The organism is Sphingomonas sp. GW821-FHT04B01 (assembly GCF_059420425.1).
Genome location: NZ_JBWKTR010000005.1, coordinates 140,700 through 167,363 on the forward strand (window position 1 = coordinate 140,700; position 26,664 = coordinate 167,363).

The 26,664-nt window shown below is 69.1% G+C and carries 23 protein-coding genes; 9 read left to right on the forward strand and 14 right to left on the reverse strand.

Features of this window, described 5'->3' with window-relative positions; all coding sequences use genetic code 11:
• Positions 1-42: 42 nt before the first annotated feature.
• Complete coding sequence (locus AC07UH_RS13605) at positions 43-1,581, forward strand: alpha-L-fucosidase (protein ID WP_495181561.1); 1,539 nt, start codon at positions 43-45, stop codon at positions 1,579-1,581.
• Positions 1,582-1,614: 33 nt separating this feature from the next.
• Positions 1,615-3,675, forward strand: a complete 2,061-nt coding sequence (locus AC07UH_RS13610) for a beta-galactosidase (RefSeq protein ID WP_495181562.1) — start codon at positions 1,615-1,617, stop codon at positions 3,673-3,675.
• A gap of 24 nt (positions 3,676-3,699) precedes the next feature.
• Here the strand turns inward: AC07UH_RS13610 and AC07UH_RS13615 are convergent, their stop codons facing one another.
• The 3 genes from AC07UH_RS13615 to AC07UH_RS13625 form a co-directional block, all read right to left on the reverse strand.
• A complete protein-coding gene (locus AC07UH_RS13615) occupies positions 3,700-3,882 on the reverse strand; it encodes a hypothetical protein (protein WP_245640765.1) in 183 nt (60 codons plus the stop codon).
• Between the two features lie 67 nt (positions 3,883-3,949).
• The gene (locus tag AC07UH_RS13620; protein ID WP_052075736.1) at positions 3,950-4,315 is read right to left on the reverse strand and encodes a hypothetical protein; all 366 of its coding nucleotides are present in this window, start codon (positions 4,313-4,315) and stop codon (positions 3,950-3,952) included.
• A 68-nt stretch (positions 4,316-4,383) separates the two neighbouring features.
• Positions 4,384-4,725: a PilZ domain-containing protein gene (locus AC07UH_RS13625; protein WP_038665697.1), complete on the reverse strand. Its 342-nt coding sequence runs from the start codon at positions 4,723-4,725 to the stop codon at positions 4,384-4,386.
• 166 nt (positions 4,726-4,891) lie between these two features.
• Between AC07UH_RS13625 and AC07UH_RS13630 the strand changes: the two genes are divergently transcribed.
• Complete coding sequence (locus AC07UH_RS13630; RefSeq protein ID WP_495181563.1) at positions 4,892-5,053, forward strand: hypothetical protein; 162 nt, start codon at positions 4,892-4,894, stop codon at positions 5,051-5,053.
• Between the two features lie 640 nt (positions 5,054-5,693).
• Here the strand turns inward: AC07UH_RS13630 and AC07UH_RS13635 are convergent.
• From AC07UH_RS13635 to AC07UH_RS13680, 10 genes are all read right to left on the reverse strand, one after another.
• Positions 5,694-8,093 carry a hypothetical protein gene (locus tag AC07UH_RS13635; RefSeq protein ID WP_495181564.1) on the reverse strand — a complete coding sequence of 800 codons (2,400 nt, stop codon included), beginning with the start codon at positions 8,091-8,093 and terminating at the stop codon, positions 5,694-5,696.
• A 97-nt stretch (positions 8,094-8,190) separates the two neighbouring features.
• Positions 8,191-8,997, reverse strand: a complete 807-nt coding sequence (locus tag AC07UH_RS13640) for a MetQ/NlpA family ABC transporter substrate-binding protein (protein WP_156143870.1) — start codon at positions 8,995-8,997, stop codon at positions 8,191-8,193.
• Between the two features lie 11 nt (positions 8,998-9,008).
• The gene (locus AC07UH_RS13645; protein WP_137899394.1) at positions 9,009-9,674 is read right to left on the reverse strand and encodes a methionine ABC transporter permease; all 666 of its coding nucleotides are present in this window, start codon (positions 9,672-9,674) and stop codon (positions 9,009-9,011) included.
• Positions 9,671-10,405 carry a methionine ABC transporter ATP-binding protein gene (locus AC07UH_RS13650; RefSeq protein ID WP_137899393.1) on the reverse strand — a complete coding sequence of 245 codons (735 nt, stop codon included), beginning with the start codon at positions 10,403-10,405 and terminating at the stop codon, positions 9,671-9,673. Before AC07UH_RS13650 ends, AC07UH_RS13645 begins: the two co-directional genes overlap by 4 nt.
• A 798-nt stretch (positions 10,406-11,203) precedes the next feature.
• Entirely contained in the window at positions 11,204-11,866 is a 663-nt protein-coding gene (locus AC07UH_RS13655) for a hypothetical protein (RefSeq protein WP_495193951.1), read from the reverse strand.
• Complete coding sequence (locus AC07UH_RS13660) at positions 11,866-12,675, reverse strand: metallophosphoesterase family protein (protein WP_495181665.1); 810 nt, start codon at positions 12,673-12,675, stop codon at positions 11,866-11,868. Before AC07UH_RS13660 ends, AC07UH_RS13655 begins: the two co-directional genes overlap by 1 nt.
• Entirely contained in the window at positions 12,665-13,606 is a 942-nt protein-coding gene (locus tag AC07UH_RS13665; RefSeq protein WP_137899459.1) for a hypothetical protein, read from the reverse strand. Before AC07UH_RS13665 ends, AC07UH_RS13660 begins: the two co-directional genes overlap by 11 nt.
• Positions 13,607-13,665: 59 nt before the next feature.
• Complete coding sequence (locus tag AC07UH_RS13670; protein WP_081974496.1) at positions 13,666-14,118, reverse strand: YbaN family protein; 453 nt, start codon at positions 14,116-14,118, stop codon at positions 13,666-13,668.
• Positions 14,096-14,716: a biliverdin-producing heme oxygenase gene (locus tag AC07UH_RS13675; protein WP_495181664.1), complete on the reverse strand. Its 621-nt coding sequence runs from the start codon at positions 14,714-14,716 to the stop codon at positions 14,096-14,098. Before AC07UH_RS13675 ends, AC07UH_RS13670 begins: the two co-directional genes overlap by 23 nt.
• 217 nt (positions 14,717-14,933) lie before the next feature.
• Entirely contained in the window at positions 14,934-16,748 is a 1,815-nt protein-coding gene (locus AC07UH_RS13680) for a PAS domain-containing sensor histidine kinase (RefSeq protein ID WP_495181663.1), read from the reverse strand.
• A gap of 124 nt (positions 16,749-16,872) precedes the next feature.
• Between AC07UH_RS13680 and AC07UH_RS13685 the strand changes: the two genes are divergently transcribed.
• Both AC07UH_RS13685 and AC07UH_RS13690 read left to right on the forward strand, forming a co-directional pair.
• On the forward strand, positions 16,873-17,553 hold the full coding sequence (locus AC07UH_RS13685) for a response regulator transcription factor (RefSeq protein ID WP_495181662.1): 681 nt from the start codon (positions 16,873-16,875) through the stop codon (positions 17,551-17,553).
• Positions 17,550-18,944, forward strand: a complete 1,395-nt coding sequence (locus AC07UH_RS13690) for a sensor histidine kinase (protein WP_495181661.1) — start codon at positions 17,550-17,552, stop codon at positions 18,942-18,944. The genes AC07UH_RS13685 and AC07UH_RS13690 overlap by 4 nt, the downstream gene beginning before the upstream one ends.
• On the opposite strand, the gene AC07UH_RS13695 is transcribed toward AC07UH_RS13690, so the two are convergent.
• A complete protein-coding gene (locus tag AC07UH_RS13695) occupies positions 18,887-21,484 on the reverse strand; it encodes a TonB-dependent receptor (protein WP_495181660.1) in 2,598 nt (865 codons plus the stop codon). The two genes, AC07UH_RS13690 and AC07UH_RS13695, sit on opposite strands and share 58 nt — an antisense overlap.
• Positions 21,485-21,796: 312 nt before the next feature.
• Here AC07UH_RS13695 and AC07UH_RS13700 point away from each other — a divergent pair, with 312 nt between their 5' ends.
• From AC07UH_RS13700 to kdpB, 4 genes are all read left to right on the forward strand, one after another.
• Positions 21,797-22,654, forward strand: coding sequence for a TorF family putative porin (locus tag AC07UH_RS13700; protein ID WP_495181659.1), 858 nt, complete (start codon positions 21,797-21,799; stop codon positions 22,652-22,654).
• A 109-nt stretch (positions 22,655-22,763) separates the two neighbouring features.
• Positions 22,764-22,853, forward strand: coding sequence for a K(+)-transporting ATPase subunit F (gene kdpF / locus AC07UH_RS13705; protein ID WP_038665721.1), 90 nt, complete (start codon positions 22,764-22,766; stop codon positions 22,851-22,853).
• A 16-nt stretch (positions 22,854-22,869) separates the two neighbouring features.
• Positions 22,870-24,573 (forward strand): potassium-transporting ATPase subunit KdpA, encoded by a 1,704-nt coding sequence (kdpA, locus tag AC07UH_RS13710; protein ID WP_495181658.1) that lies wholly within the window; start codon positions 22,870-22,872, stop codon positions 24,571-24,573.
• Positions 24,574-24,585: 12 nt separating this feature from the next.
• Positions 24,586-26,622 carry a potassium-transporting ATPase subunit KdpB gene (gene kdpB, locus AC07UH_RS13715; protein ID WP_495181657.1) on the forward strand — a complete coding sequence of 679 codons (2,037 nt, stop codon included), beginning with the start codon at positions 24,586-24,588 and terminating at the stop codon, positions 26,620-26,622.
• Positions 26,623-26,664: the final 42 nt, after the last annotated feature.

Consider the following 26,664-nt stretch of genomic DNA (forward strand, 5'->3'; position numbering starts at 1 on the left):
ACCGAGCGCCCGACTTGGCGGCGAGCGGCGCGGGAGAGAGACATGGCGGGCATCAGCAAGCGCGAATTGTTGGGGGCGTCGCTCGGCGCGGGTCTCGCCGCCGGGCCGTTCGCGCGCGCCGTCGCCGCCGCACCGCTGCCGGCGATCGCCCCCGGCCGCTTCCAGCCGACGGTGGACTCGCTCAGCACCTACCAGACGCCCGACTGGTTCCGCGACGCCAAGTTCGGCATCTGGGCGCATTGGGGGCCGCAGGCGGTGCCGCGGCAGGGCGATTGGTACGCGCGCTTCATGTACGTGCCGGGTCATCCGCATTACGCGCATCACCTCGCCACCTACGGCCATCCGTCCGAATTCGGCTATAAGGACATCATTCCGCTGTGGACCGCGGACAAATTCGATCCCGAAGCGCTGATGGACCGCTACGCCGCGGCGGGCGCCAAATATTTCGTGTCGATGGGCGTCCATCACGACAATTTCGACCTGTGGAAGTCGCGGCATCATCGCTGGAACGCGGTCGCGATGGGACCCAAGCGCGATATCGTCGGCGACTGGCAAAAGGCCGCGACGCGTCGCAAGCTGCGCTTCGGCGTCTCCGAACATCTCGGCGCCAGCCACAATTGGTGGTATCCGAGCCATCTCTACGACCAGTTCTGGCCGAAGCTCGGCGTCGATTACGACGGCGCCGATCCGCGCTTCGCCGATCTCTACCACAAGCCGCACGACGAGCCCTACACCAACAAGCCGGGCAGCTGGTACACCAACGATCCGGCCTATCATGCGCTGTGGTTCGCGCGCATCCGCGACCTCGTCGACAGCTACCAGCCCGACCTGCTCTATTCCGACGGCGGCCTGCCGTTCGGCGCCACCGGGCGATCTTTGGTCGCGCATCTCTACAACAGCAGCATCGCCCGCCACGGCAAGCTCGACGCGGTCTATACCTGTAAGGATCAGGGCTCGGGCGATTTCTACAAGGGCGCCTGCGTCCAGGACGTCGAGCGCGGCGTGCTCGCCGGCATCAACCCGCTGGCCTGGCAGACCGACACGTCGAACGGCGACTGGTTCGACAATGTCGACGACAAGTTCAAGACGCCGCCGCAGGTGATCGCGATGCTCGCCGATATTGTCAGCAAGAACGGCAACATGCTGCTCAACGTCGCGCTGCACGCCGACGGCAGCCTGCCGCCGCAGTCGGAGACGCTGCTCGCCGAACTCGCCGCATGGATGGCGGTCAATGCCGAGGCGATCCACGGCACGCGGCCGTGGACGATCCATGGCGAGGGGCCGACCGAGGCGGTGGCGGGCAGCTTCAAGGAAGACGGCAGCTACGTCGCACAGGACATCCGTTTCACCACCAAACGCGGCCGGCTGTACGCGATCACGCTCGGCGAGCCCGCCGGAGCGACCGCGATCAAGGCGCTGGCGCAGGGCAATCCGCACGATCCGCGCCGGATTCGGCGGGTGCGCCTGCTCGGCCATGGCGGCACGATCCGCTTCGAACAGACCGGCCAGGCGCTGGTGATCGAACGACCGGACCGGCTGCCGACCCGCCACGCCAGCGTGTTCGAGATCAGCTTCGCCTGAACGGCGATCCTAAAGACAATCGGAAGTACAATCATGATCCCGATCAAATCCTTCGCGCTCGCGGCGGGTGCGTTCCTGCTGGCGGCGTCGCCGGCCCCCGCGGTCCACGCGCAGGATACCGCAGCGCGCCCCGACTGGCCCGGCAAGGGCGATCTGTTCGTCGGCACCTGCTACCAGCCGGTCGACCGGTCGCCGGCGCAGATCGCGCAGGACATTGCGGTGATGAAGGGCGCGGGCTTCACGATGGTCCGCATGGGCGACCTGTCGTGGGATTCGTTCGAGCCGGAGGAGGGGCGCTACACCTTCGCCTGGTTCGACAGCGTCATGGACCAGATGCACCGCGCCGGCATCCGGGTGGTGCTCGATATCCCCGGGCTCCCCGCGCCCGGCTGGCTGCACAAAAGATATCCCGGCGTCGACCTGATCAACCAGGACGGCGCGCGGCTGCACGCCGCCAGCCGCTATTGGGACGACATCAGCGATCCCGACTACCGCCGGCACGTCCATGCGCTCGCCGAGCAGATGCTCAAGCGCTACGCGCACCACCCCGCGGTGATCGCGATCGGCTATGACAATGAGGTCGGCAGCTCGCCGATGTCCTATTCGGACGGGGTACGGCAGCGGTTCGTCGGCTGGCTCAAGCAAAGATACGGCACGATCGAGGCGCTCAACACCGCCTGGGCGACGCAGCGCTGGTCGCGGCGCATCGCCGATTGGGACGGCGTCGACATTCCCTATGGCAACGGGCCGGGGCCGAACGAGCGCAACCTCGACCTCCATCGTTTCTGGTCCGACCAGACGATCGCCGCGCTCGACGATCTCGACGGCGTCCGCCGGCAATATGCCCCGCACCTGCCGACCGCATCGAACCTGTGGCCGGAGGCGGGCAACAAGGGCTTCGACTATCTGCGGTCGTGGAACCGCTATGCGACCTATGGCGCGCTCGGCTTCTATCCGGGCGATGCGCTCGGCGCCGCGTTTCAGGTGATGATGATGAAGGCGGGACACCGGACGCCGGTGTGGTTCAACGAATTCACCGCCGGCGGCGGCGGCGATTACGGCACGCCGGACCGGTCGCGGATGTGGGCCTATTTCGGCCTGCTCAATTATGCGCAGACCTTCCTCGCCTGGACGTTCAACTCGCATCTCGGCGGCGAGGAGCAATCGTTGTTCGGGCTGCTCGACCATGACGACCGGCCGTCGTGGAAGGTCGCCGAATTCGCGCGGATCGCCAAAGAGTTCGGCAGGATGAAGACGCTCGGCTTCCCGCGCGACGTACAGCCGCAGGTGGCGATCGCTTATTCGTTCGAGACCAACTGGCTGGTCAGCCCACCGCCCGGCCCCAATACGATCAAGCAATATTTCGCCGGCAGCTACGTCGATCAGGCCAAGGCGGCGTTCCAGCCTTTGTTCGAGGACAATGTCGACACCGCGGTGATCGACATCGCGCACGACCCGATCGACGCCTACAAACTCGTCGTGCTGCCGAGCGCCTATATCATGGACGCGCCGACCGCCGCGGCGGTGCGGCGCTATGTTGCGGGCGGCGGCACCGTGGTGATGACCGGCTATTCCGCCAAGGCGGACGAGACCGGCAAATGGTTCGCGACGCCGCTGCCCGGGCGACTTACCGATGTGTTCGGGCTGCGCACCAACGCCTTCTACCGCGCCGCCACGCCGCTCAAGGTGACGCTGAACGGCGCGACGACGACCGCGACGGACGGCTATTACGAGATCCTCGAACCCTCGACCGCCAGGCCGCTCGCGATGTTCGACGGGCTCGCGCAGCCGACGCCGGCGATCACCGTCAACCGCTTCGGCAAGGGGCGCGCCATCTATCTGGCGACCGCGCCGCAGGCGGCGCTGCTCGGCCCGCTGCTCCGCTCGCTCTATGCCGGGACCGGCATCGTGCCGGGGCCGAAGACGCCCGCCGGAGTCGTCGCGCGGACGGTCGAGGGGCGGACGATGTACGTCAACACCACCACCGCGCCGGTCGCGGTGCCGCTTGCCAAACCGGGTCGGGACATGATCGGCGGCCGCGCGGTGGCGGGAACGCTGACGCTGCCGGCCTATGAGGTGGCGCTGGTCGAGTGAGCCGCGGCCGGCGCGGCGGCGGCGCTACAGGCGGATGCCGCGCCGCGTCATCTCCGCGACCGCGATCGCGCCGAGCGGCGTGTCGGCCGAGGCGTTGAAGATATCGGCGAGGTCGAGCAGATCCTCGTCGCCGAGCTGGAGGATCGAGGTTTCGATGTCGGCGAGACGCTGCACCGCCAGCTCGCCGCGATCGGCAAGCCGCTTCATCCGTGTTCTTAGCATGACGGGGTCCTAGCAAAGATGGCGGGGCAATGGCAGCAGAGACTTGCCGCGGTCAATCGAGCCGGCGTTGCGCCTCGAACAAGCGTTCCAGCATCGTCTGGACCATCTCGTACCCCAGTTTCGACAGCGCCAGCAGTCCGTCGCGCCGCTCGATCAGCCCGGCCTGGGCGAGCGCGATCACCCACCGTTCCGTCGTCGCGGGCGGCCCGCCGAGTTCGGCTTCCGACGGATAATGCGCCGCTTCCTCGGCGACGAACAGCGCGAGCAGGATATTGGTCGGCAACGGCGCGTTGAAGCCTTGCGGCAGCGCCTCCGCCACCACCTGCGCCGCGGCGAGCATCCGCTCGGCGAGCTTGGTCGTCGTCGTCGTGCTCACGATCCGCACCGAACCATCCGACGGTGTCAAGGTGCGCGGCATGACCTTCTCCCCCCAAGGTCATCTGTTTAACTTCCATTGATATGGAAAATCAATAAGCTACGGTAAGATCAATGCGGCGGCCCGGCCTGCATCCGCACCTCGATGTCGCTGAGCACGTCGACCGGCAGCGGATGGCTGAACTCCACGCCGACCTCATGCTCGCGGTTCCATGCGATCCAGCCTTCCAGCTTGGTCAGCTGCGGCATGTCGATCGTCACATAGGTGCCGACCGTGACGCGATGCGCCAGCATGATCCGGCATCCCAGATGGGTGATGTCGCTAATCGAACATGCCTCCGCATCGAACTTCATCGACGAGATCGTCGCCGGCCAGACGACGGCGAGGCGCTCCGCCTGGCGCTCTTCTTGCGCGAGCCAGGACGGATAGGGGGTGGGATCTACGGAAGCCATGGCTCCTGCTACGGAAAATAGGTTAATATCCCGTCTTGACGGCGGCTGGACCGGCGCGCTGACACGATGGCAACAGTCAGTGGCACACGGGCAATGGCCGCGCTGGTATCGGCGTCGCACCCGCCGCTCTAGGGCCTGAGCCACAGGCTGGATTGCGGGGGCACGCATGACCTATTTCATCGTCGCGGCGGCGGCCACGGTCGCTGCCGTCGCGACCTATGGCTATGGCCGGCATCGCCAGCGGTGTGCGCTGCGCAGCGATGCCCGCCGTCGCCTGTCGCGGACGATGGCCGGTGCCCGCGCCGGTGCCGGGCGGTCGCGGGACTGACCGGCCGCCGCGTCCGACCGCGCTGAACCCTGGATAAACACTTGGTTCAGCATCATTCCATAGCAGTGGGCGCAATACCATGGGCTTTTGAGGAGCGTATCATGCCTGCTCTACGCTGCCGCATCGGCCTGCATAAATGGACGATCAAGCCGGCGACCCACCGGCCGGGAACGACGGTCCACCGCTGTTCGCATTGCGGCCTCGTCCGCCTCCGCCACGCCCGGCCCAGCTAGGCCGGATCGACAGTCCCGATCCCAGCGGCCCCCGCCCGTCACCCCGGGCTCGACCCGGGGTCCCGCTTCTTCCCGATCGGCACGGTGAAGAATGTGGCGGGACCCCGGATCAAGTCCGGGGTGACGGGGGAGGGCTATCGCATTTGGCTGAGGCGATGAGGTTCGATCGGTCCTCACAGAATTCGTCACCCCGGACTTGTTCCGGGGTCCACCCGGCCGCGAGAGAATGGTGGCGACTCAAGCCTTTCTCCTCGCCGCGGAGTGGACCCCGGAACAAGTCCGGGGTGACGGAGCGGGTTTTGAAGACGGCAGGCTCACCCAAATCCTCATATGCGATAGCCCTCGGGGTGAAGGCGAGAGGGTAACACGCTTGCGGCAGCGAGGAACGTCGATCGGTCCCGCCCTCCTTACGGCACCGCCACCGTCGCGATCGCCTCGCCCGCGTCGCGCAGCCGCAGGGAGAGGCTGGCGGGCTTCTGCCCGGCGACCGACGGTGCGACCTCGACCGCATTGCCGGTGAAGCCGTCGGGGATCGCCTGCGCCGCATCGACGCGCGCGTCGGTGGCGATCGCCTGCGCCAGGAACAGCCGGTCGCCGGTCACCGTGCAGCGGCCCGCCGCCGTGCAGGCGATCGACCGCAGCTCGGGCAGGCGGACGACGCTGCCGAGCGGAACCCAGCGCGTCGCCACGCCATCCTGCACGACGCGGAGGCGCAGCGCGCCGTGCACCAGCGGGCCGAGCGCCTCGGCAGGTACGATCGTGCCGATGCCGGTCGTCGCATCCTGCAGGTCATAGCCCTTGCCGGCGGTCAGCCGGCTCGTCGTCTGGCCATCGGCGGTGGCGATCTCGACCACCTCCTTGCCGGTGAGCGGCGTCGCGGGATCGAGGCGGAAGGCGAAGGTGAGCCGCGCGTCCTGCGCGAACACGCCGTCGGGCTGCACTGTCATCGGCAGCACACCCGCGTGCGGCACCGGCTGCGCGCTGCGCTGGAGCACCAGCGGCGTGCGCCGTGCGGCGCCGACGGTCACCGCGATCGTCTTGTGGCGGTTGCCGGCGAAGGTGACGTCGGCGACGATCCGGCTGCCTGCGGCGAGCGCGCGCAACGCCGCGGGATCGACGGCGGCGAGCGTCAGCTGATCCGCCCGGTCCGACCGGGTCAGCGCCCCCGGCGTCAGCGTGACGCCGCCAAGCCTGACCTCGCGGACCTGATCCAGCCGCGATCCGGTCAGCATCGCCGCATCGTCGCCGGCCGCAATCGTCAGCGCGTCGAGCCGGCCGATCTCCTGCAGGGCGGGCAAGGTGATCGTCGCCGGCGCCGCGCCGGCCGCGCCGGTGACGGTGAGCGTCACCGGGCCGGGCGTCGCCTTGTCGAGCGGCACGTCGACGACGATCCCGCGCTGGCCGTCCTGCTTCCAGTCCAGCGTCTCGCTGGCGCCGTCGCCGCGGCGCATCTCGACCCTGGTGACGCAGCCCGCGCCTTCGCCGGCGAGCACGAGCGTGTTGGTGCGGCCGACCACCAACGTCGTGTTGGCGGGTGCCGCCCACAGGTTCGCCTGCGGCCGCGACAGCGTGAAGCGCGGCCCGTCGAAGGCCGTGAACCCCCAATTGCCGTGCAACTGCGCGCCGACCGGCCCGGTGAAGCCGGCGTCGGGCAGCCCCTTGTCGAGGACATATCCGCCGCGGCGGGCATCGGCATGCGCGGGCAGGTCGACTGACGCGCCGCCGGCGCCGGCGACGCGGACCATGACGTCGCGGGCATAGCGCGTCGCATAGACGAGCGGCGCGCCCTCGACCGGCAGCACCGCGCCGCTCGCCGCGCACAGCAGGCCGGCGCCCTCGCCGCGGCGCAGCGGCGGCGGCTTGGCGGCCTCGATCGCGGGCAGGCCGACGACCATCACCGATGCCGGCTTGGCAAAGGACAGCGGCGTGTTGAGCAGCAGGGTGATCCGGCTGTCGCCCATCCGCGCCAGCGCCGGCACGAACTGGAGCTGCGTCGACTGGAAGGCGCCGAACAGCCGGAAGATGTCGCGCACCACGCCGATATACGAACTGTAGAAGCCATAGCCCGCCTGCGGCGTCGCGCTGAGCTGGAAGGCGAGGTCGGTCGGCGCGCCGGTCAGCGTGTCGGCGAGCGCCGAGCTGTGCGTGTCGGCGAACAGCAAGGTCTCGCGGTCGCCGGTGAGGCAGGCGGCCTGCAGCTCGGCGGGCTGTTGCAGGCATTCCGCCTTCAGCTTGATCGACAGGCTGCGGGTGAGCACCTGCGAGGTCGCGCCGACGCTCGCCGGATCCTCACGCTCGGCCTGGAGCAATACGTCGAGGAAGGTGTCGAGCCGCGCGCGGTCGAGCGTCGCTTGGTTGAGGTCCTGCACAGCGCGCACGAAGGCGCCGGGCTGTTTGCGCACCGCGCTGGCCACCGCATCGGCGCTGCCGCCCTTTTCGGGCAGGATGAACAGCGCGAGCTGCTGCGCGCCCTTGGGCACGATCAGCGACAGGTCGCCGCCTTTGCCCTTGCCGCCCAGCGTATCGTGGAACCAGTCGCGCGGCGGCCGCTCGACCGCGCCGCGCAGGAACACCGCGACCAGCCGGAAACGCTCGCTGCCGGCGGGCGGCAGGTCGAGCTTGATCGACACCCGGTCGCCCTCGGCGAGATTGGGCACCCAGGCGAGCGGCAAGGTCGCGCCATCATGGGTGACCGCGACGTCGAGCCGCGGCCCGACCAGATCGAATTGCGACGGCGCCGCCTCGACCCGCCACGCGGCGGCGGCGAGCAGGGCGAAGACGCTGAGATGGCGGAACACACGCGGCATGAGGCAGGCAGCAATCCCGGTTCAACGACGCCGCGCTTCTGCCCCGCGCTTGTGTTCAGATTGAGGCTGGCGGGGTGGAAAAGCCGCCCCCGTCGCCTCAAAACGCCGGCAGCACCGCGCCCTTATAGTGGCTGTCGATGAACGCCTTGGTCTGCGGGCTGCGCAGCGCGGCGATCAGTTTGACGACGCGCGGGTCGTTCTGTTCGCCGGCGCGGCCGACGACGAAATTGACGTAGGGCGATTTGGCGTCCTCGATCACCAGCGCGTCGCGGGTCGGGTTGAGCTTGGCGTCGAGCGCGTAATTGGTGTTGATCATCGCCAGATCGACCTCGCCGAGCACGCGCGGCAGCGTCGCCGCCTCCAGCTCCTTGAACTGCAGACGTTTGGGATTGGCGGCGATGTCGCGCAGCGTCGACAAAGCGTTGGTCGGCGCCTTCAGCCGGATCAGCCCGGCGCGCTGGAGCAGCAGCAGCGCGCGGCCGCCGTTGCTCGGCTCGTTGGGCAAGGCCACCACCGCGCCGTCGGGCAGCTGCGCCAGCGTCTTGTAGCGGCGCGAATAGCCGCCGAGCGGCTCGACGTGGATGCCCGCGAACGGCACCAGATGGGTGCCGCGCGCGGCGTTGAACTGGTCGAGATACGGCTTGGTCTGGAAGTAATTGACGTCGATCTGGCGCTGGTCGACCTGCAGATTGGGCTGCACGTAATCGTTGAACACGCGGATATCGAGCGTCAGCCCCTGTCTGGCGAGCAGCGGCTTCACCTGTTCGAGGATCTCGGCATGCGGTACCGCGGTGGCGGCGACGGTGAGCGTCGCGCCATCGGGCTTGGCGCCGCCCGAACAGGCGGCGAGCAGGCCGAGCGACACGACGGCGGGCAGGGCAGCGAGCAGGGTACGACGGTTCATCGGCAGGACCTTCATCGGCGGGTGACGCGGCGGGCGAGACGATCGCCGCCATATTGGATAGACTGGACGAGCGCGACGAGCAGCACGACGGTGACGACCATCACGTCCGTCTGGAAACGCTGGTAGCCGAAGCGGATGGCGAGATCGCCGAGCCCGCCCGCGCCGACCACGCCGGCCATTGCGGTGAACGAGACGAGCGCGACCGCGGTCACCGTCGCGCCGGCGATCAGCCCGGGCAGAGCCTCGGGGATCAGCGCGCCGGTGACGATCTGCCGCGTCGTCGCGCCCATCGCCTGCGTCGCCTCGATCGTGGTGCGGTCGACCTCGCGCAGCGCGCTTTCGACCAGCCGCGCATAGAAAGGCGCCGCGCCGACGACGAGCGGCGGGATCGCGCCGGCGACGCCGAGCGAGGTGCCGACCAGCGCCATCGTCAGCGGGATCATCACGATCAGCAGGATGATGAACGGCACCGAGCGCAGCACGTTGACGAGGCCGCCGAGCATTGCATTGCCGAACCGGTTGGCGAGCAGCCCGCGTTCGCCGGTGAGATAGAGCAGCACGCCGAGCGGCAGCCCGAACAGGATCGACAGCAGCAGCGATCCCGACAGCATCGCCAGCGTATCGACGCAGGCGCGGCCGATCTCGGACCAGTCGATATTGGCGAACAGGCCGGTCATGCCGCCACCGCCGAAAGCATGCGCTGCGTCGCCGGGTGGCGCGCCGCGGCGAAGACGGCGTCGACCGCGCCGGTCTCGACGATCCGCCCCGCCTCGATCACCGCGACGCGGTCGCAGATGCTGCGCACCACCGCCATCTCGTGCGTGATCAGCACGATGGTGAGGCCGAGTTCGCGATTGAGGTCGCGCAGCAGCGCGAGCACGTCGCGCGTCGTCTCGGGATCGAGCGCGCTGGTCGCCTCGTCGCACAGGAGCACGGCGGGGTCGGTCGCCAGCGCGCGGGCGATGCCGACGCGCTGGCGCTGGCCGCCCGAGAGCTGCGCGGGATAGCGGTTCGCGAACGCGGCGAGGCCGACGCGGTCGAGCAGGGCGGCGACCTTCGCCTCGCGGTCGCGCCGCGGCGCGCCGGCGAGTTCGAGCGGAAAGCCGACGTTGCCCGCCACCGTGCGCGACGACAGCAGGCCGAAATTCTGGAAGATCATGCCCGTGCGCTGGCGCAGCCGGCGCAGGTCGGCGGCGGGCAGCGTGTCGATCACCTGCCCGTCGATGGCGACATGACCCGAGGAGGGCCGTTCGAGCCCGTTGAGCAGCCGGATCAGCGTCGACTTGCCCGCGCCCGAACGGCCGATGATCCCGAACACCTCGCCCTTCGCGATCTCGAGCGACACGCCGTCGAGCGCCGGCGCGGCGCCGCCGGGGAATTGCTTTCGGACGTCGGTAAGCTTGATCATGATCGCTGGTTCGCCGCCTTCGCTACGCAAAGGCCGAGCCTGTGCCGGATCGGACGGCGCAATGCCATCGGCAGAAGACTTGGGGCCGCTAAAGGAGGCTTTGCCCGTCGCGGCGGGCAAGGCGGGTCGGTGCGGCCCCACAAGGTCCGTCACCCCGGACGTGTTCGCCGCCCTGCGAAGCTCCCATCACCAGCAGATCAGCGCAGTGCTCCTGCGAAAGCAGGAGCCCAGGGTATCAAGCGCCATAAGGCGTTGCTTTGCTTGGCCCTAGGCTCCTGCTTTCGCAGGAGCACTGGGCGACTTTCACAGGGGTTCGATCTGTCTTGGGCGCCATCGTGTCGCCAGAGCCGGGTGTCGCCTCAAGCCCGCCCCCCGCCACGGAGTGGACCCAGGATCAAGTCGAGACGCCCGCCAAAGCCCGCCCGGCCAAGAAATCCCACAATGATCTGCGATAGCAGGAACTCAGGACCAAGCAGAACACCGATTCATGGCGTTCGCGGCTGCTGAGCCGGACCGACATTCGATCAAAGTCCTCCCCCGCTAGGGGGAGGTGGCATGCCGAAGGCATGACGGAGGGGGAGGACACGGAACAGACGTGGTCGCTTACCTCCCCCTCCGTCACGGCTTCGCCGCGCCACCTCCCCCTGGCGGGGGAGGAATCCGGCCGAAGCTCTGCGTGTCGATCCGGTTTGGACCCCTCCGTTCGCAGGAGCAGTGGCGACGTTTCGCATGGGCTTCGCACGGGTTCGGAGGGTAAAGCCAGCGGCTGACGTCAGCGGCCCTATGCGATCGCCTCGGTCACCATTGCCGGCGCAGCGCACGGATCGCGTCGATGCTGTCGCGGCGGGCGCGGGCGGGATCGGGCGTCGCTGCCGGCGGGGACGCCGCCGTCGCGGCGGCGCCGGGGCGCGGCGCGGGCGGCTCGGCGGCGGCGATGCGTGGCGGCGCGACCGCCGCTGGCGGCGGCGGCTCGGCCGCCGGCGTCGGTGCCACGCTGTCGCGCACGGTCGCCGCCAGCGCCTCGGCGAGCAGCGGCGTGCTCGGCGTCGTGCCCGGCGGGGAGGTCGGCAGCTCCGGCGACGGAACCGCCGCGAACGCTTGGCGACGGCGGCGGACCGGCTGGGACCGGGGCTGGGTCGCGGCAGCCGCAGCGGTGACGGTCGCCGACGCGGCCGGCGCCGGCGCGCCGGGCACCTCGATCACCCGGTGCGGCGGCGTCGCGGGCGCAATCGTCACCGACCGTCCGACGAACAGCCCGACCCCGGCGACCAGCGCGATGCCGAGCGACGCGGCGACCGTTGCCGAGGCGCGCCGCGACGTCTTGACCCGGTGCAGCGTCGGTACCGCGCCGGCCGGCTCCTCGGGCGGCGGCGGCGGCGCGGCGGCCGGCGCGTCGGGCAGGCCGAGGATCGAGGCGAGATTGGCGTCGAGCCGTTTGTCGTTGAAGCCGGGCGGGGACATCAGCCGTTCTGGACCATGGAATCGTCGTCGGACGTCGCGTCGTCCTCGGTCAGCATCAGTTCGGGCAGCAAGGTGGTGTGCAGCATCCAGCGCTCGCCGCCCTCGATGCCGATCGCGGTGAGCTGGTTGGTGCGATAGGCGCCGGTATCGATCCCGATCCGGTTGTTGCGCACCACCGGGCGATGTTCGGAAATGGTGTGGCCGTGGACGACGATCATGCCGTGCGACGCCTCGGATTCGAGGAAATCGTCGGTGATCCACAACAGGTCCTCGGCGCGCTGGCGGCGCAGCGCGACGCCGGGGCGGATGCCGGCATGGACGAACAGATAGTCGCCGTGGCGATGATAGAGGGGCAAGCGCGCCAGCCATTGGATCGCCTCCTCGCCGACGATCGCGGCGGCGTGGCGCAGCTTGTCCATCGTCGCCGGCCCGTCGAGCAGCGCCTCGTCGACGCCCCAGCTCAGCAACGTCTCGCGGCCGCCGAACTTCAGCCACTGGCGATAGGCGTAGAGGCTGCCGCGCAGCGCATCGACCATCATCTCCTCGTGATTGCCCTTCAGCACCATGAAGCGGTCGGTCGAGGCGGTGAGGTTCATGCAGCCCTTCACCATCTTGACGGAATCGGGGCCGCGATCGACGATGTCGCCGAGCAGGATCAGCCGCGTCGGCGCCGCCAGCCGGCTCGCCTGGTCGCGCTCGATGATGTTCATCAGCCGCCGGAACAGGTCGTAGCGGCCGTGCACGTCGCCGATCGCATAGACCCGCGTCACCGCATCGCCCAGCTCGGCATCGTTCAGCTCAGCGGGCATTGCGCTTCTGGAGGCCGAGCGACAGCGACAGCCCGGCCGAGGCCGCGGCGGCGCCGCGCGACAGGCCGGCGGTGGCGAAGCCGGTGAGCCGCAGCGGGGTGCCGCCGAGCCGGGTCGAGGCGCCGGCGAACAATTCGTGCGCATCCGCGACCAGCCGCGTCGCCGCGCGCGAATAATGGTAGGAGGCGAGCAGGAAGCTGTCGGTGCCGAGCGCATAGGACGCCCCGGCCGAGGCCGCCGGCCCGTCGCGCAGGTCGTAGCGCGCGGTGTCGCCGAGGAAACGATAGCTGACCGAGCCGAACGGGGTGAGCTTGCCGATCGGATAGGAGACGTCGACGCCGCCGGCATAATCGTTCTTGCCGCTCGACAGGCCGCTGCTGTCCGTCGCGGTGTTGATCTTGGCGCGGCCGGACAATTGCACCTCCAGCGGCGTATTGGCGGAGACGATCGTATAGGCGGCGCCCAGCGTCAGGTCGCCGAAGCCGTCGAAGGTCCGCTTGGTCGCGGCGGTGTCGGTCGCGACCAGGATCGGCGTCGAATCGATGCCGGTGAAGATCGTCGAGCGGCTGCGGATCCGCATCCACGGCAGCGAGGCGGAGAGCGTCCAGTCGCCCATGCGTACCCGCGCGCCGAGCGCCGAACTCCAGATCGTCGTCTTGGACGCGGTGCCGAACTTGCCCTCGGCATAGATCGAGCCGAGCGAGACATCGGCACGCGCGTCCTCGTCGGTCAGCCGCTCCATCGCCTGCGGCACGCTGCTCGCCGAGACCGTCGCGGTGCCGCTGGACGGCGACACCGGGCCGCTGATGTCGTAGCGGATCGCCTGCCGCGTGGCGTCGTCGCCGCGCGCGCGCTGATCCTGCGCCGCGGCCGGCACGGCCGTGACGATCGCGACGATGGCAGTGCCGATGGTCCCCACCCGGTGCGTCATATCTGTCTCCCTAGCGGAAGACCTACCACGAATCGAAGATGGTTAATCGAGAATTTGGCTTAATCTATCGTGTGATGCGGGCCATCTGCCCCGGGCGCCGGCCGGCTGGCGATCCACGCCGCGCAGGCGAGCAGCACCGCGGCGACCGCTATCGCGGGCAGCGCGCCGGGGCGGACGAGCGCGTAGAAGGAGACGAAGCCGATCGTGATCCCGACGCAGGCGGCGATCTTGGCGTGGCGCGGGATCGCGCGTTGCGTCCGCCACGCGCGCAGCGGCGGGCCGACGCGGGGATGATCGAGCAGCCATTGTTCCAGCCGCACCGACGAGCGCGCGAAACAGGGCAGGGCGAGGATCAGGAAGTCGGTGGTGGGCAGCAACGGCACGAACAGCCCGACGAAGCCGATGCCGACCAGCATCCAGCCGAGCGTCATCCACAAGGCCCGGCTGACGCGGCCGCGCGCGATCGCGCCGGGCGCCAGCGGCGTGCCGTCAGCGGAGGGTATCGTCGGCATAGGCCTGCACCCGGGCAAAGGCGGCCTCGGCGCCGGCGATCACCCGGTCCTCCGCCGCGGCGTCGAGCGCGATGCCGTCGAGTGCGGCGGTGAAGATGCGCCAATAGGCCGCCGGCCCCTCGGGCGCCGGCGCGAGGTGGCGCGCACCGAAATCGTCGGACAGGCCTAGCTTGGCGGCATCCTTGCGCAGCAATGTCGCCCCCATCCGCGACCCTTCAGCGACGTAGAGCCAGCCGAGCGCGGTCGGCAGGTCGATCGCCGCGCCGGGCACGAACGCCGGGGCGGTGTCGGGCTGCGGCACCGCGGCGGTGAGATCGGCGAGGTCCTGCTGCAACAGCGGCAATTGCCGCCGCTCGCCGAGGCCGGGAAACAGCGTCTGCAGATCGGCGTCGGCGTAGAGCGCGTCGATGTCGCGGTGGAACAGGAACTGCATGCGGGCGAACCGCACATAGCCGTCGCGCGAGGCGAAGGAGGACGCGCCCGCCACCGTGGTGTCGAGCCGCTCGTGCGTATCGTGGGTCAGCGCCTTCAGCCGCTTCGCCCGGCTCGGCGGCGGCGCCGGCTGGGCGGGGGAGGCGGCGGTGGGGGCGAGCGTCATGGCGAAGTCTCCGGAACGGTAATAGGGGTGGCGTGGCGGACTGGAAGCCGGTCCGTTCGACATGGATGACGTCCCCGAGCGCATTTTGCCTACCTTGATGCAGCTATTGCGAAGCATTCTCATCCTATGCCGGGGCGATGAGGATTGCCAGCGAAATACCGCAAGTCGTTGTTCCGCTTGGCTCCTGATGGCAGCGTTAGCGAGAAGTTTGTGATGATTACGCGCAGCCGTTGGTCTCCGACACCGGCAGCTCGATCGTGCAATGCAGGCCATCGGGTCCGAGCGAGAAGTGCGTCTCGGCATCGAGCTGATAGGGCAGCGCGCGCTCGATCAGCTCGCGCCCCTGGCCGGTGCCGCGCGGTGCGTCGCCCTGCGGCATCACCACCTGCGATTCGCGCCACGCGATGCGCAACCGCGGCGACGCCCCGTCGGCGGCGGGGATCAGCGACCAGCGCACCGTCAGCCGCGCCTGCGGCTGGCCGAGCGCGCCATATTTAAGCGCGTTGGTCGCCAGTTCGTGCAGCGCCATCGCCAGCATCTGCACCGCCGACGAGCGCAGCCGGATACCCGCCGGCCCGTCGAGCACGATCCGCTCCGACACCCCGGCCATCGCCGACATCTCGCTGTGCACGAGCTCGTCGAAACTGACCCGATCGACGTCCTGCAGGCGCGACAGCAGCCCCTGCACGCGGGCGAGCGCCGCGAGCCGATCGACGAAGCGGTCGCGGAAGCCGGCCAGGTCGCTGCTCGACCGCACCGTCCGGTCGGCGATCGAGCGGACCAGGTTGATGAGGTTGCGGGTGCGGTGCTGCAACTCGGCGACCAGCACCTCCAGCCGCTCGGAATTGGCGACGACCTCGGTCACATCGACGCTGATCCCGCCGATCCGTTCGACCGCGCCGCCGTTGCGCAGCGCGAAGACGGTGTCGTGCACCCAGCGCGTCTCGCCGTCCCCCGGGCGGCGGATGCGGAACGTGCTGGTCCGATGCTCCCCCGCGCAGGCGCTGCGGATCGCCGCGACCGCGGGCGCGCGATCCTCGGCGACGACCAGCTCCGCCCATTGCGCCACATCCACCGCGTCCGCGTCCAGCCCATAGAGGCCCTCGAACGCCGGATTGGCATATTCCAGCCGCAGACCCCCAGCTTCCCGTACCCACAAGGCATTCGACGACGCATCCCCGAACTGGCGGAAGCGCGTCTCGCTCTCCTGCAACGCCCGCTCGATCTCCATCCGCGCGGTCAGGTCGACGGTGACCACGAGCAGATGGCCCGGCTGGCCGCGCACGTCCGCCATCGGCGTGACCGTGCTGTTCGCCCAGATCAGCGTGCCGTCGGGCCGGCGGTACCGCTTGTCGAGCACCGCCGGCTGGCGATCGGTCACCGCCTTGGCGAGCGCACGGACCGACGCCGGAAAGTCGTCGGCGAACGTGACGTCGGCGACGGTGCTGCGCAGCAGGACATCCTCGCTGCGCGCGAGGATCCGGCACAGCTCCTGGTTGACGCGCAGGAATCGCCCCTCGGCATCGATGACCGACAGGCCCACCGCGGCATCGGCGAAGATCGCCCCCAGCCGCGCCTCGCGTTCCGCGGCGCGCATCGCATCCTCGCGCCGGGCGGTGATATCGCGCTGCAAAGACAGCCAGGCGGTGATCGCGCCGGCGTCGTCGCGCACCGGGTCGATCGTCCAGTCGACCAGATAGGCGCTGCCGTCCTTGCGGTAGTTGATGCCCTCGCCGTGAAACCCCTCGCCCGCGGCCAGCGCCGTGCGCATCCGCGTGAGCAGGTCCCGATCGGTGCCGGGGCCCTGCAGCATGCGCGGCGTCGCGCCGACCAGCTCGTCGCGCGTATAGCCGGTCATCGCCTGCATCGCCGGATTGACGTAGCGGATGATCGGGCCGGGCGGGTCGATCGCCGGGCCGGTGATCACGACCGCATGGCGCGCGGCGTCGAGCATCGCCCATTCGCCGGGAAGCTCGCTGGCGGGAAACGGCAGGTCGTCGATCGTCCGCCTCCCTGTTCCGGCCCCGATCATCGCCTTATCGCCGCGCGACGCCCGAATCCAGATCGTTCGGGGGCTGCGCGGCGGTGCGGTCGAGACCGATCCGGTGAGGAAAAGGCTTGACGACGCGCCGTCGAAACCGCGTTTATCCGCCGCGATGACTCTCAATCTTCTCCTGGTCGAGGACGATGCCGCCTACGCCGAGGCACTGGCCGAGGAATTGCGCGCGATCGGCCACGCCACCGCGATCGCCAGCGACGGCCGGCAGGCGCTGACGGTGATGAACGAGGCAGCGTTCGATGCGGTGATCCTCGACCGGATGATGCCGCGGCTCGACGGCATGTCGGTGCTCCAGACCTTGCGGGCGGGGGGGATGACGTTGCCGGTCATCATGCTGACCGCGCTGTCCGGCTCGCAGGACAAGGTCGAGGGGCTGGAGGCGGGTGCCGACGATTATGTCGTCAAGCCGGTCGCGGCGATGGAATTGCACGCGCGATTGACCGCGATCCTGCGCGGGCGTGGCTGGACGACGTCGAGCGCCGACACGTTGCAGGCCGGCGATATCGTCGTCAGCCCGACCAGCTTCCGCGCCTGGCGGGGCGGCAGGCCGATCGACCTTGCCAAACTGGAGCTCAAGCTGCTCGTCGAACTGGTCCGCAACGCCGATGCGGTGCTGACCCGGGCGATGCTGATCGAGCGGGTGTGGGGCTATGACTTCATCCCCGACACCAATATCGTCGACGTCCACATCCGCCGGCTGCGCCGCAAGCTGACCGAGGGCGGCGGCGACGATCCGATCCAGACGCTGCGCGGCATCGGCTATATGTTGCGCGGATGAAGCCCAGCCTGCGTGCGCTGACCATCGGCTTCCTGGCGGCGTTCCTCCTCGCGACGGCGGGCACCGGACTGGCGACCTATCGCCTGACCCTGGGGACGATCGACCGGCTGGTCGACCGGCGGATCGAGAACGTCAGCGCTCTGGTCGCCGCCGACGGCCGCCGCGCCACCGCACCGCGGCTGCTGGCGCGGATCGCCGCCCTCGCCCGGCGGCGCGACACCGGCGACATCGGTTTCCAGCTCACCGACGCCGCCGGCCGGCGGCTTGGTGGCAACGTCACGCTGACGCGGCGGTTCGCGCCGGGCTATGCCGACGTGCGGCGGCGCGACCGTATCCAGGGGCTATCGGCGGGGCGGGCGTTCACCCGTCCGGTCGGCGACGGGCTGACGCTGACCACGATCGCCGAGACCGAGCCGTTCGACGGCTATCGCGGCGCTCGGCGTTACATCTACCTGCTCGGCTATGCGCTGATCGTGGTCATCGTGCTCGGTGGGCTCGTCGCGTTCGGACGGACGATCGCGCGGCGCTTTGCGGAGACGCGGCGGACGGTGGAGGCGATCATCGCCGGCGACATGCAGCAGCGCATCGCGGTGACCGGATCCGCCGACGAGTTCGACCGCCAGGCGCATGCCTTCAACCGCATGCTCGACCGGATCGCCGAGCTGATGGAGGGGCTGCGCAACGTCTCCAACGACGTCGCGCACGACCTGCGCACGCCGCTCGCCCGGTTGCGTAGCCGGCTGGCGACGACCGCGGCGCGGGCGGACGGCCGGACGCGCGACGAGGTCGAACAGGCGATCGGCGAATGCGATGCGATCCTTGCGATGGTCGGGGCGATGCTGCGGATCGCCGAAATCGAGAGCGGGCGACGCACGGCGGGCTTCACCCGCGTCGATCTGGCCGCATTGGTCGCGGACATCGGCGAGGCGATGGCACCGGTCGCGGAGGACGGTGGCCGTGATCTGGTGGTCATCGCGGGCGGGCCGGTGCCGATCACCGGAGACCCGCGGCTGATCGAACAGGCGCTGCTCAACGGTGTCGAGAATGCGCTGCGGCATACGCCGGCGGGAACGCGGATCACGCTCGGTACGGCGGTTTCCGGCGACCATGCCACGGTCACGATCGGCGATGATGGGCCAGGCATAGCGGCGGACCAGCGTGCGCTGGCGTTGCGCCGCTTCGGGCGGCTGGAGGCGAGCCGCAATCGGCCCGGCCATGGTTTGGGATTGCCGCTGATCGCCGCGATCATGCGACTGCACAGCGGCGACCTGCTGCTGGAGGATGGCGAGCCCGGGCTGGTGCTCGGGCTCGCCTTTCCCCACGATGCGGACGATCAGAAGCGTGCGGTCGCTTCGAAGCCCCAAGTGCGCGGCGGGTTGAAGTTGGCGTAATCGCCCAGGATGCCGCCGTAGCTGGTCGAGACGAGCTGGCCGTTGGCACCGTAATTGTACACGGGCGACGAATTGGCCGCCGAGCGACGGTAGATGTAGGTCGTGTCGAGCAGGTTGCGCACCCAGAAGGCGAACGTGACCTTGTTGTGATCCGACACCGCGATGTCGGCGAGCGCGAGACGGCCGTTCATGATGAAGCTGGCGTCGGTCTTGGTCGGCTCGAGCTGGAAACTGTACTGGCTGCTCGCGTAGTTGCCGTCGAGGTGGAAGCGGACGCTGGCATCGCCGTTGCCGACGGGCACCGCATAGTCGATCGCCCCCGACGCGGCGTTGCGCGGCGTGTAGACGATGTAGAGCTGCTGCGCCGGCGCACCCGGGGTCAGCGGGTTCACCGCCGACGGCGCCTTCCAATAGGTGTAGGCGTAGGAACCGGTCAGCGTCAGGCCCTGTACCGGCGCCACGGTCAGATCGGCCTCGATGCCGCGGATCTTGCTCTTGCCGGCGTTGATCGTCTGCTCGATGTGGCTGCCGTTGGTCGGGCTCAACCCGTTGGTGTCGTAATAGTCGAAATCGAACTGCGTGTTCGACCGGTTCATGATGTAGCCGGCGAGGTTCAGGCGCGCCTTGTGGTTCCAGAAGTCCATCTTCGAGCCGATTTCATACGACTTGACCGCTTCCGGACCGAAGGCGTTGAAGGCGAGCGAGCGGTCGTTTGCGCCGCCGGCGCGGAAGCCGGTCGCATATTTGGCGTAGAGGTGGACGTCCCGCGTCGCGTCGAACGCGACGTTGACCATCGGATCGAAGCGGCTGATGCTGTTCTCGAAGGCGAACGGCGACACGGTGCCGGCGACCTGCAAGTCCGCACGGTTGTTGACGACGTACAGCGTGCCGTGACGCTTGTCCCTCGTCCAGCGACCACCCGCGGTGATGTGCAGCACGTCGCCCAGCGCCGCCGGCGTGAAGGTCAAATTGCCGAACAGCGAGTAATTGTGGTCGCTCGCCTGGCTGGCGCGGGTGATGAATTGGCAGCTGTTGGCGAACTGCGGCACGGTCGTCGCGAGCGTGTTGTTGCACGACGGGTCGTACTGCTGATAGCCCGAGTTGGCGCCGCTGATCGCATTGGCGTTGCCGGGAATCGGGCTGCGGATCGTGTAAGCGGTGCCGTTCGCGTTCCACAGGTTGCTGAGCGGCGTCGCGGCATATTCGGTCGCGTGCTCGGTATAATAATAGGCGCCGACGACATAGTCCAACTGCGGCACGCTGCCGACCGCCTGGAATTCCTGGCTGAACTGGTGCTGGTGCAGGTACGACAGGCTGTAGCGGCTGAAGTTCGAACTCGGCGCGAAGCTGCTGCGCTCCGGACCGCCCGAATTGTCCCACTGGTCGGTGCTGACGCCGCGCCACGCGGTGATCGAGCGCAGCTCGACGGCCGGATCGATCTGATACCGCAGGTTGGACGAGACGCCGTGCGTGACGTCGACGCTGGGCTGCTGCGGCACGCCGACATCGGCGACCTTCTGGCGATCGGGATGGACGCCGACCAGCGGCGCCTTGGGCGCGATGCAGGCTCGCCGGCCGGCCGCGGCCTGCGCCGCGGTGATGGTGCCGCCGCACGCGGTAGTCGTACCCGGCAGGACCAGCGTCGTGCCGCTGAACGCGCCGACGGTATAGCCATTGGGGTTGTAGTTGATCAGCTGGCTGTACTGCGGCGTATTCTCGTCCTTCGCATAATCATAGGCGAAGTCGGCGGTGAAGCCATCGACCGGCTTCCAGCGCGCCGCGATGCGACCACCCTTGCGATCGTAATAGTTCCAGCCGGTCGAGCCCGTCAGCGGGTCCTTCACGGTCGGGTCCTGATGCTGGATGGCGCCGTCCAGCTTGAGCGAGACATTGTAGAAGGACGGCAGGTCGAGGTGCGCGTCGGTATTGTAACTGCCGTAATTGCCGACGCTGCCGGTGACGCGGCCACCGAACACGCCCGTCGGCGCCTTGGACACGAGCGACAGCGCGCCGCCTTCGGTGTTGCGGCCGAACAGCGTGCCCTGCGGCCCCTTTAGCACCTCGATCCGCTCGATGTCGAACAGCGCCGCATTGAGACCCTGCGTCTTACCCAGCGCGACGCCATCGATGTAGACGCCAACGCCGCCGTCACGCGCAGTCTGGTTCTGGTCGTAAGGGACGATGCCGCGGATGCCGATGGTCAACGCCGACTGGCGTGCTTCGAACGTCGCGACGCGCAGCGACGGGATCGTGCCGTCGGCGAGGTTGAACAGGCTAAGGACGTGACGGTCCTGCAAGCCTTGCGTGGTGAGCACGCTGATCGAGATCGGCGTCTTCTGCAGGTTGGTCTCGCGCCGCGTCGCGGTCACGACGATGTCCTGCAACTGGCTGCCGCCGGTGTCGGGATCGGGATCGGCGACGACCGCCGGTGCGGCGGCGGTGTCGGCCTGGGCCTGTGCGAAGGCCGGGGTGGCACCGGCCAGCGCCAGCAGCGCCGCGCCAGTCAGCAGATACGCGCGGGCATGAGAAGAACCGGACAAAGAACGTCCCCCTGAAAGTGATTATGTGATGAGCCGCGCCACTAGCGCCGACGGAAGTATTCTCCGTGACTGTTCGGTGACGCCGATCGGTGCGGCGATGTCATCCTGAGTTCATCTTGATGGCGGCGTCGCTGCGTTCGGTGTGCCGCGACCCGCCGCCGGGGGCGGATGAAAACGGCAAATATATGCGAATGCTATGTGATTGTCCGAAAGCGATCTCGCTTTGCTACGCGCGGCCTGCCTAATCGCACTGCCTGGGACGCGCCCCGCCGTCGATCATGACGGCCCGGCCGCGACCAAAAGGGTAACGTGATGATCGTCTATCGTTTATGGGGCGCCGCACTGCTGTGCGGCCTGCCGGCTTCCGCCCTCGCCCAATCCGCCGGAAGCGAGACCGCACCGCCGCCGGCGGTCACCGTCTCGGGTTCGGTCGGGCTTGTGTCCGACTATCGATTCCGCGGCGTGTCGCAGTCCGACAAGGACATGGCGGTGCAGGGCGGGCTGACCGTCGCGCATGAGAGCGGGCTGTATGTCGGCACCTGGGCGTCCAATCTCGCGGGCTGGGGCACGTTCGGCGGCGCCAATATGGAGCTGGACCTGATCGGCGGCTACAAGCGCGCGCTCGCGCCCAATGCGACGCTCGACGTCGGGCTGACCTGGTACATGTACCCCGGCGGCGCCGACAAGACCGACTTCGCCGAACCCTATGCGAAGCTGACCGGCACCGCCGGCCCGGCGACGCTCACCGCCAGCGTCGCCTACGCGCCCAGGCAGCAGGCGCTGGGCCGCTGGTATCGCACCGGCGCCGAGGCGGCGGCGGGCGTCTATACCGATCGCGGCGACAAGAAGGACAATCTCTACCTCGCCGGCGACGGCGCGCTGGCGATCGCCGGCACGCCGCTGACCGCGCGCGCGCATGTCGGCCATAGCTGGGGCAATGACGGGCTCGGCCCCAACGCGACCAGCGTCACCCCGACCGGCGATTATTGGGACTGGTCGCTCGGCGCCGACGCGCATTGGCGCAGCCTGACGCTCGGCGTGAGCTACGTCGACACCGATATCGGCAACCGCGACGCCGCCTATCTGCAGCCGAGCTTCAGCCGCGGCCAGGACGGCCGCGGCAGTATCGCCGACGGCGCGGTCGTCGCCGGCCTGACCGCCGCCTTCTGAGGGCACTGCCATGCACGATTTGCTGTGGATCGCGATCCTGATCGGGCTGGTGGCGGCGACGCTCGCCTACGCCCGGCTCTGTGACAACGCCTGACCGGAGACGCACGCCATGACGCTCGACCTGTGGCTGGCGGCGCTGACCGCGCTCGGCCTGCTCCTCTATCTCGTGGCGGTGCTCATCCGTCCCGAACGCTTCTAGAAAGGAGCGCATTCCCATGACCTTGCAGGGATGGATCCTGATCCTCGCATTCGTCGGCATCCTGCTGGCGCTGACCAAGCCCGTCGGTATGTGGCTGTTCGCGCTATACGAGGGGCGGCGCACGCCGCTCCACGCGCTGCTCGGCCCGGTCGAGACCGGTTTCTACAGGCTCGCCGGCATCGACCCGACCGCCGAACAGGGCTGGCGCCGCTACGCCGTCCATATGCTGATCTTCAACGTCGCGCTGATGGTCTTCACCTATGCGGTGCTGCGGCTGCAGGGCGTGCTGCCCGGCAATCCGCAGGGGCTCGCCGGCCTGTCGCCCGACCTCGCGTTCAACACCGCGGTCAGCTTCACCACCAACACCAACTGGCAGAGCTATGGCGGGGAGTCGACGATGTCGAACCTCAGCCAGATGCTCGGTCTGACGATCCACAATTTCCTGTCGGCAGCGACCGGCATCGCGCTCGCCTTCGCGCTGTTCCGCGGCTTCGCGCGGCGCGAGGCGAAGGCGATCGGCAATTTCTGGGCCGATTGCACGCGCGTCACGCTCTATCTGCTGCTGCCGCTCTGCGTCGTCTACACCGTGTTCCTGATCGCCAGCGGCGTGCCGCAGGCGCTCGCCGGCGTCGTCGACGTCACCACGCTGGAGGGCGCGAAACAGTCGCTGCTGCTCGGCCCGGTCGCCAGCCAGGAGGCGATCAAGATGCTCGGCACCAACGGCGGCGGCTTCTACAACGCCAACAGCGCGCATCCCTTCGAGAATCCGACCGCGCTGACCAACATGGTGCAGATGCTGTCGATCTTCCTGATCGGCTTCGGCCTTACCTGGACGTTCGGCAAGGCGGTCGGCAACACGCGGCAAGGCTGGGCGATCCTGTCGGCGATGGTGATCCTGTTCCTCGCCGGCGTCACCGTCACCTATTGGCAGGAAGCCGCGGGCAACCCCGTGCTCCATCACCTCGGCGTCGGCGGCGGCAATATGGAGGGCAAGGAGGTGCGCTTCGGCATCGCCGCCTCGTCGCTGTTCGCGGTGGTCACCACCGCCGCCTCCTGCGGCGCGGTCGACGCGATGCACGACAGCTTCACCGCACTCGGCGGGCTGGTGCCGCTGTTCAACATGCAATTGGGCGAGGTCGTGATCGGCGGCGTCGGCGCCGGCATCTACGGCTTCCTGCTGTTCGCGATCCTCGCGGTGTTCGTCGCCGGGCTGATGGTCGGGCGCACCCCCGAATATGTCGGCAAGAAGATCGAGAGCCGCGAGGTCAAGCTCGCGGTGCTGGCGATCGCGGTGCTGCCGCTGATGATCCTCGGCCTCACCGCCTTGTCGTCGGTGCTGGCGCAGGGGCTGGCCGGGCCGCTCAACAAGGGGCCGCACGGCTTCAGCGAGATCCTCTACGCCTTCACCAGCGCGGTCGGCAACAATGGCTCCGCCTTCGCCGGGCTGACCGCGAACACGCCCTATTACAACGGGCTGCTCGGGCTGGCGATGTGGGTAGGGCGGTTCTTCATCATCGTGCCGATGCTCGCCATCGCCGGCAGCCTCGCCGCCAAGAAGCACACGCCGGAAAGCGCCGGCTCGTTCCCGACTACCGGCGGCCTGTGGGTCGGCCTGCTCGTCGGCATCGTGCTGATCCTCGGCGGGCTCACCTTCCTGCCGGGCCTCGCGCTCGGTCCCATCGCGGATCATCTCGCCATGATCCACGGTCAACTCTCCTAGAAGGCGCCGCACATGGCACGCGCACACAGCAAATCCCTGTTCACCGCCGACCTGATCCTGCCGGCGATCGGCGATGCGTTCCGCAAGCTCGACCCGCGTCAGCTCGTCCGCAACCCGGTGATGTTCGTCACCGCCGTCGTCGCGCTGCTGCTCACCGCATTGCTCGCGGTCGGCAGCGACGGGCTGACCATCGGCTTCAAGCTGCAACTTGTCGTCTGGCTGTGGCTGACGGTGCTGTTCGGCACCTTCGCCGAGGCGCTGGCGGAAGGCCGCGGCAAGGCGCAGGCGGCCAGCCTGCGCGACGCCAAGGCCGAATTGCGCGCCAAGCTGCTGATCGGCGTCGCCGACGCCTGGGAGCTGGTGCCCGCCAGCCGGCTGTCGATCGGCGACGTGGTGCTGGTCGAGACCGGCGACCTGATCCCTAGCGACGGCGAGGTGATCGCCGGCGTCGCCTCGGTCAACGAGGCGGCGATCACCGGCGAGAGCGCGCCCGTGATCCGCGAGGCGGGTGGCGACCGTTCGGCGGTGACCGCGGGCACGCGCGTCATCTCCGACAGCATCCGGGTCCGGGTGACGGTCAATCCGGGACAGGGTTTCCTCGACCGGATGATCGCGCTCGTCGAGGGCGCCGAGCGGCAGAAGACGCCGAACGAGATCGCGCTGACCATCCTGCTCGTCGGGCTGACGATCATCTTCCTGATCGCCGTCGGCACGGTGCCGGGCTTCGCCGCCTATGCCGGCGGGTCGATCCCGGTGTCGATCCTCGCCGCGTTGCTGATCACGTTGATCCCGACGACGATCGCGGCGCTGCTGTCGGCGATCGGCATCGCCGGCATGGACCGGCTGGTGCGCTTCAACGTGCTCGCCAAGTCGGGCCGCGCGGTGGAGGCGGCGGGCGACGTCGACGTGCTGCTGCTCGACAAGACCGGCACGATCACGATCGGCGACCGTCAGGCGAGCGAGTTCCGCGCGGTCGCCGGGGTGAGCCCGAGCGAGCTCGCCGAGGCGGCGCTGCTCGCCAGCCTCGCCGACGAGACGCCGGAGGGCCGCTCGATCGTCACGCTGGCGCGCGAGCGCTTCGGGGTCGCCACCGCGCGGCTGCCCGACGATGCCGAGGTGATCCCGTTCACCGCGCAGACGCGCATCTCGGGCGTGCAGATCGGCGCGACGCTGATCCAGAAGGGCGCGGTCGATTCGATCCTGCGCGCCAATGCGGGCGCGGGCGAGACCGCGGCGGCGACCGAGCTGCGCCGCGCCACCGACGAGATCGCCCGCGCCGGCGGCACCCCGCTCGCGGTGGCGATGGACGGGCGGCTGCTCGGCGCGATCTTCCTCAAGGACGTGGTCAAGGCGGGCATCCGCGAACGCTTCGGCGAGCTGCGCACGATGGGCATCCGCACGGTGATGATCACCGGCGACAATCCGCTCACCGCCGCGGCGATCGCCGCCGAGGCGGGGGTGGACGACTTCCTCGCGCAGGCGACGCCGGAGGACAAGCTGGCGTTGATCCGCAAGGAGCAGCAGGGCGGCAAGCTGGTCGCGATGTGCGGCGACGGCACCAACGACGCGCCCGCATTGGCGCAGGCCGATGTCGGCGTCGCGATGAACACCGGCACGCAGGCGGCGCGCGAGGCGGGCAATATGGTCGATCTCGACAGCGACCCGACCAAGCTGATCGAGGTGGTGGGGCTCGGCAAGCAGTTGCTGATGACGCGCGGCGCGCTGACCACCTTCTCGGTCGCCAACGACGTCGCCAAATATTTCGCGATCATCCCGGCGATGTTCGTCGCGCTCTACCCCGGGCTCGGCGTGCTCAACGTGATGGGGCTGGCGACGCCGCAATCGGCGATCCTCAGCGCGATCATCTTCAACGCGCTGATCATCCCGCTGCTCGTCCCGCTGGCGTTGAAGGGCGTGGCGTACAAGCCGATGGCGGCGGGGCCGCTGCTCGCGCGCAACCTCGCGGTCTACGGGCTCGGCGGGCTGCTCGCCCCCTTCGCGGGGATCAAGCTGATCGACCTCGCCGTGGGCGGCCTGGGACTGGCTTAACACGCAACATCTGCCCCTCCCGCGGGCGGGAGGGGCGAAAGG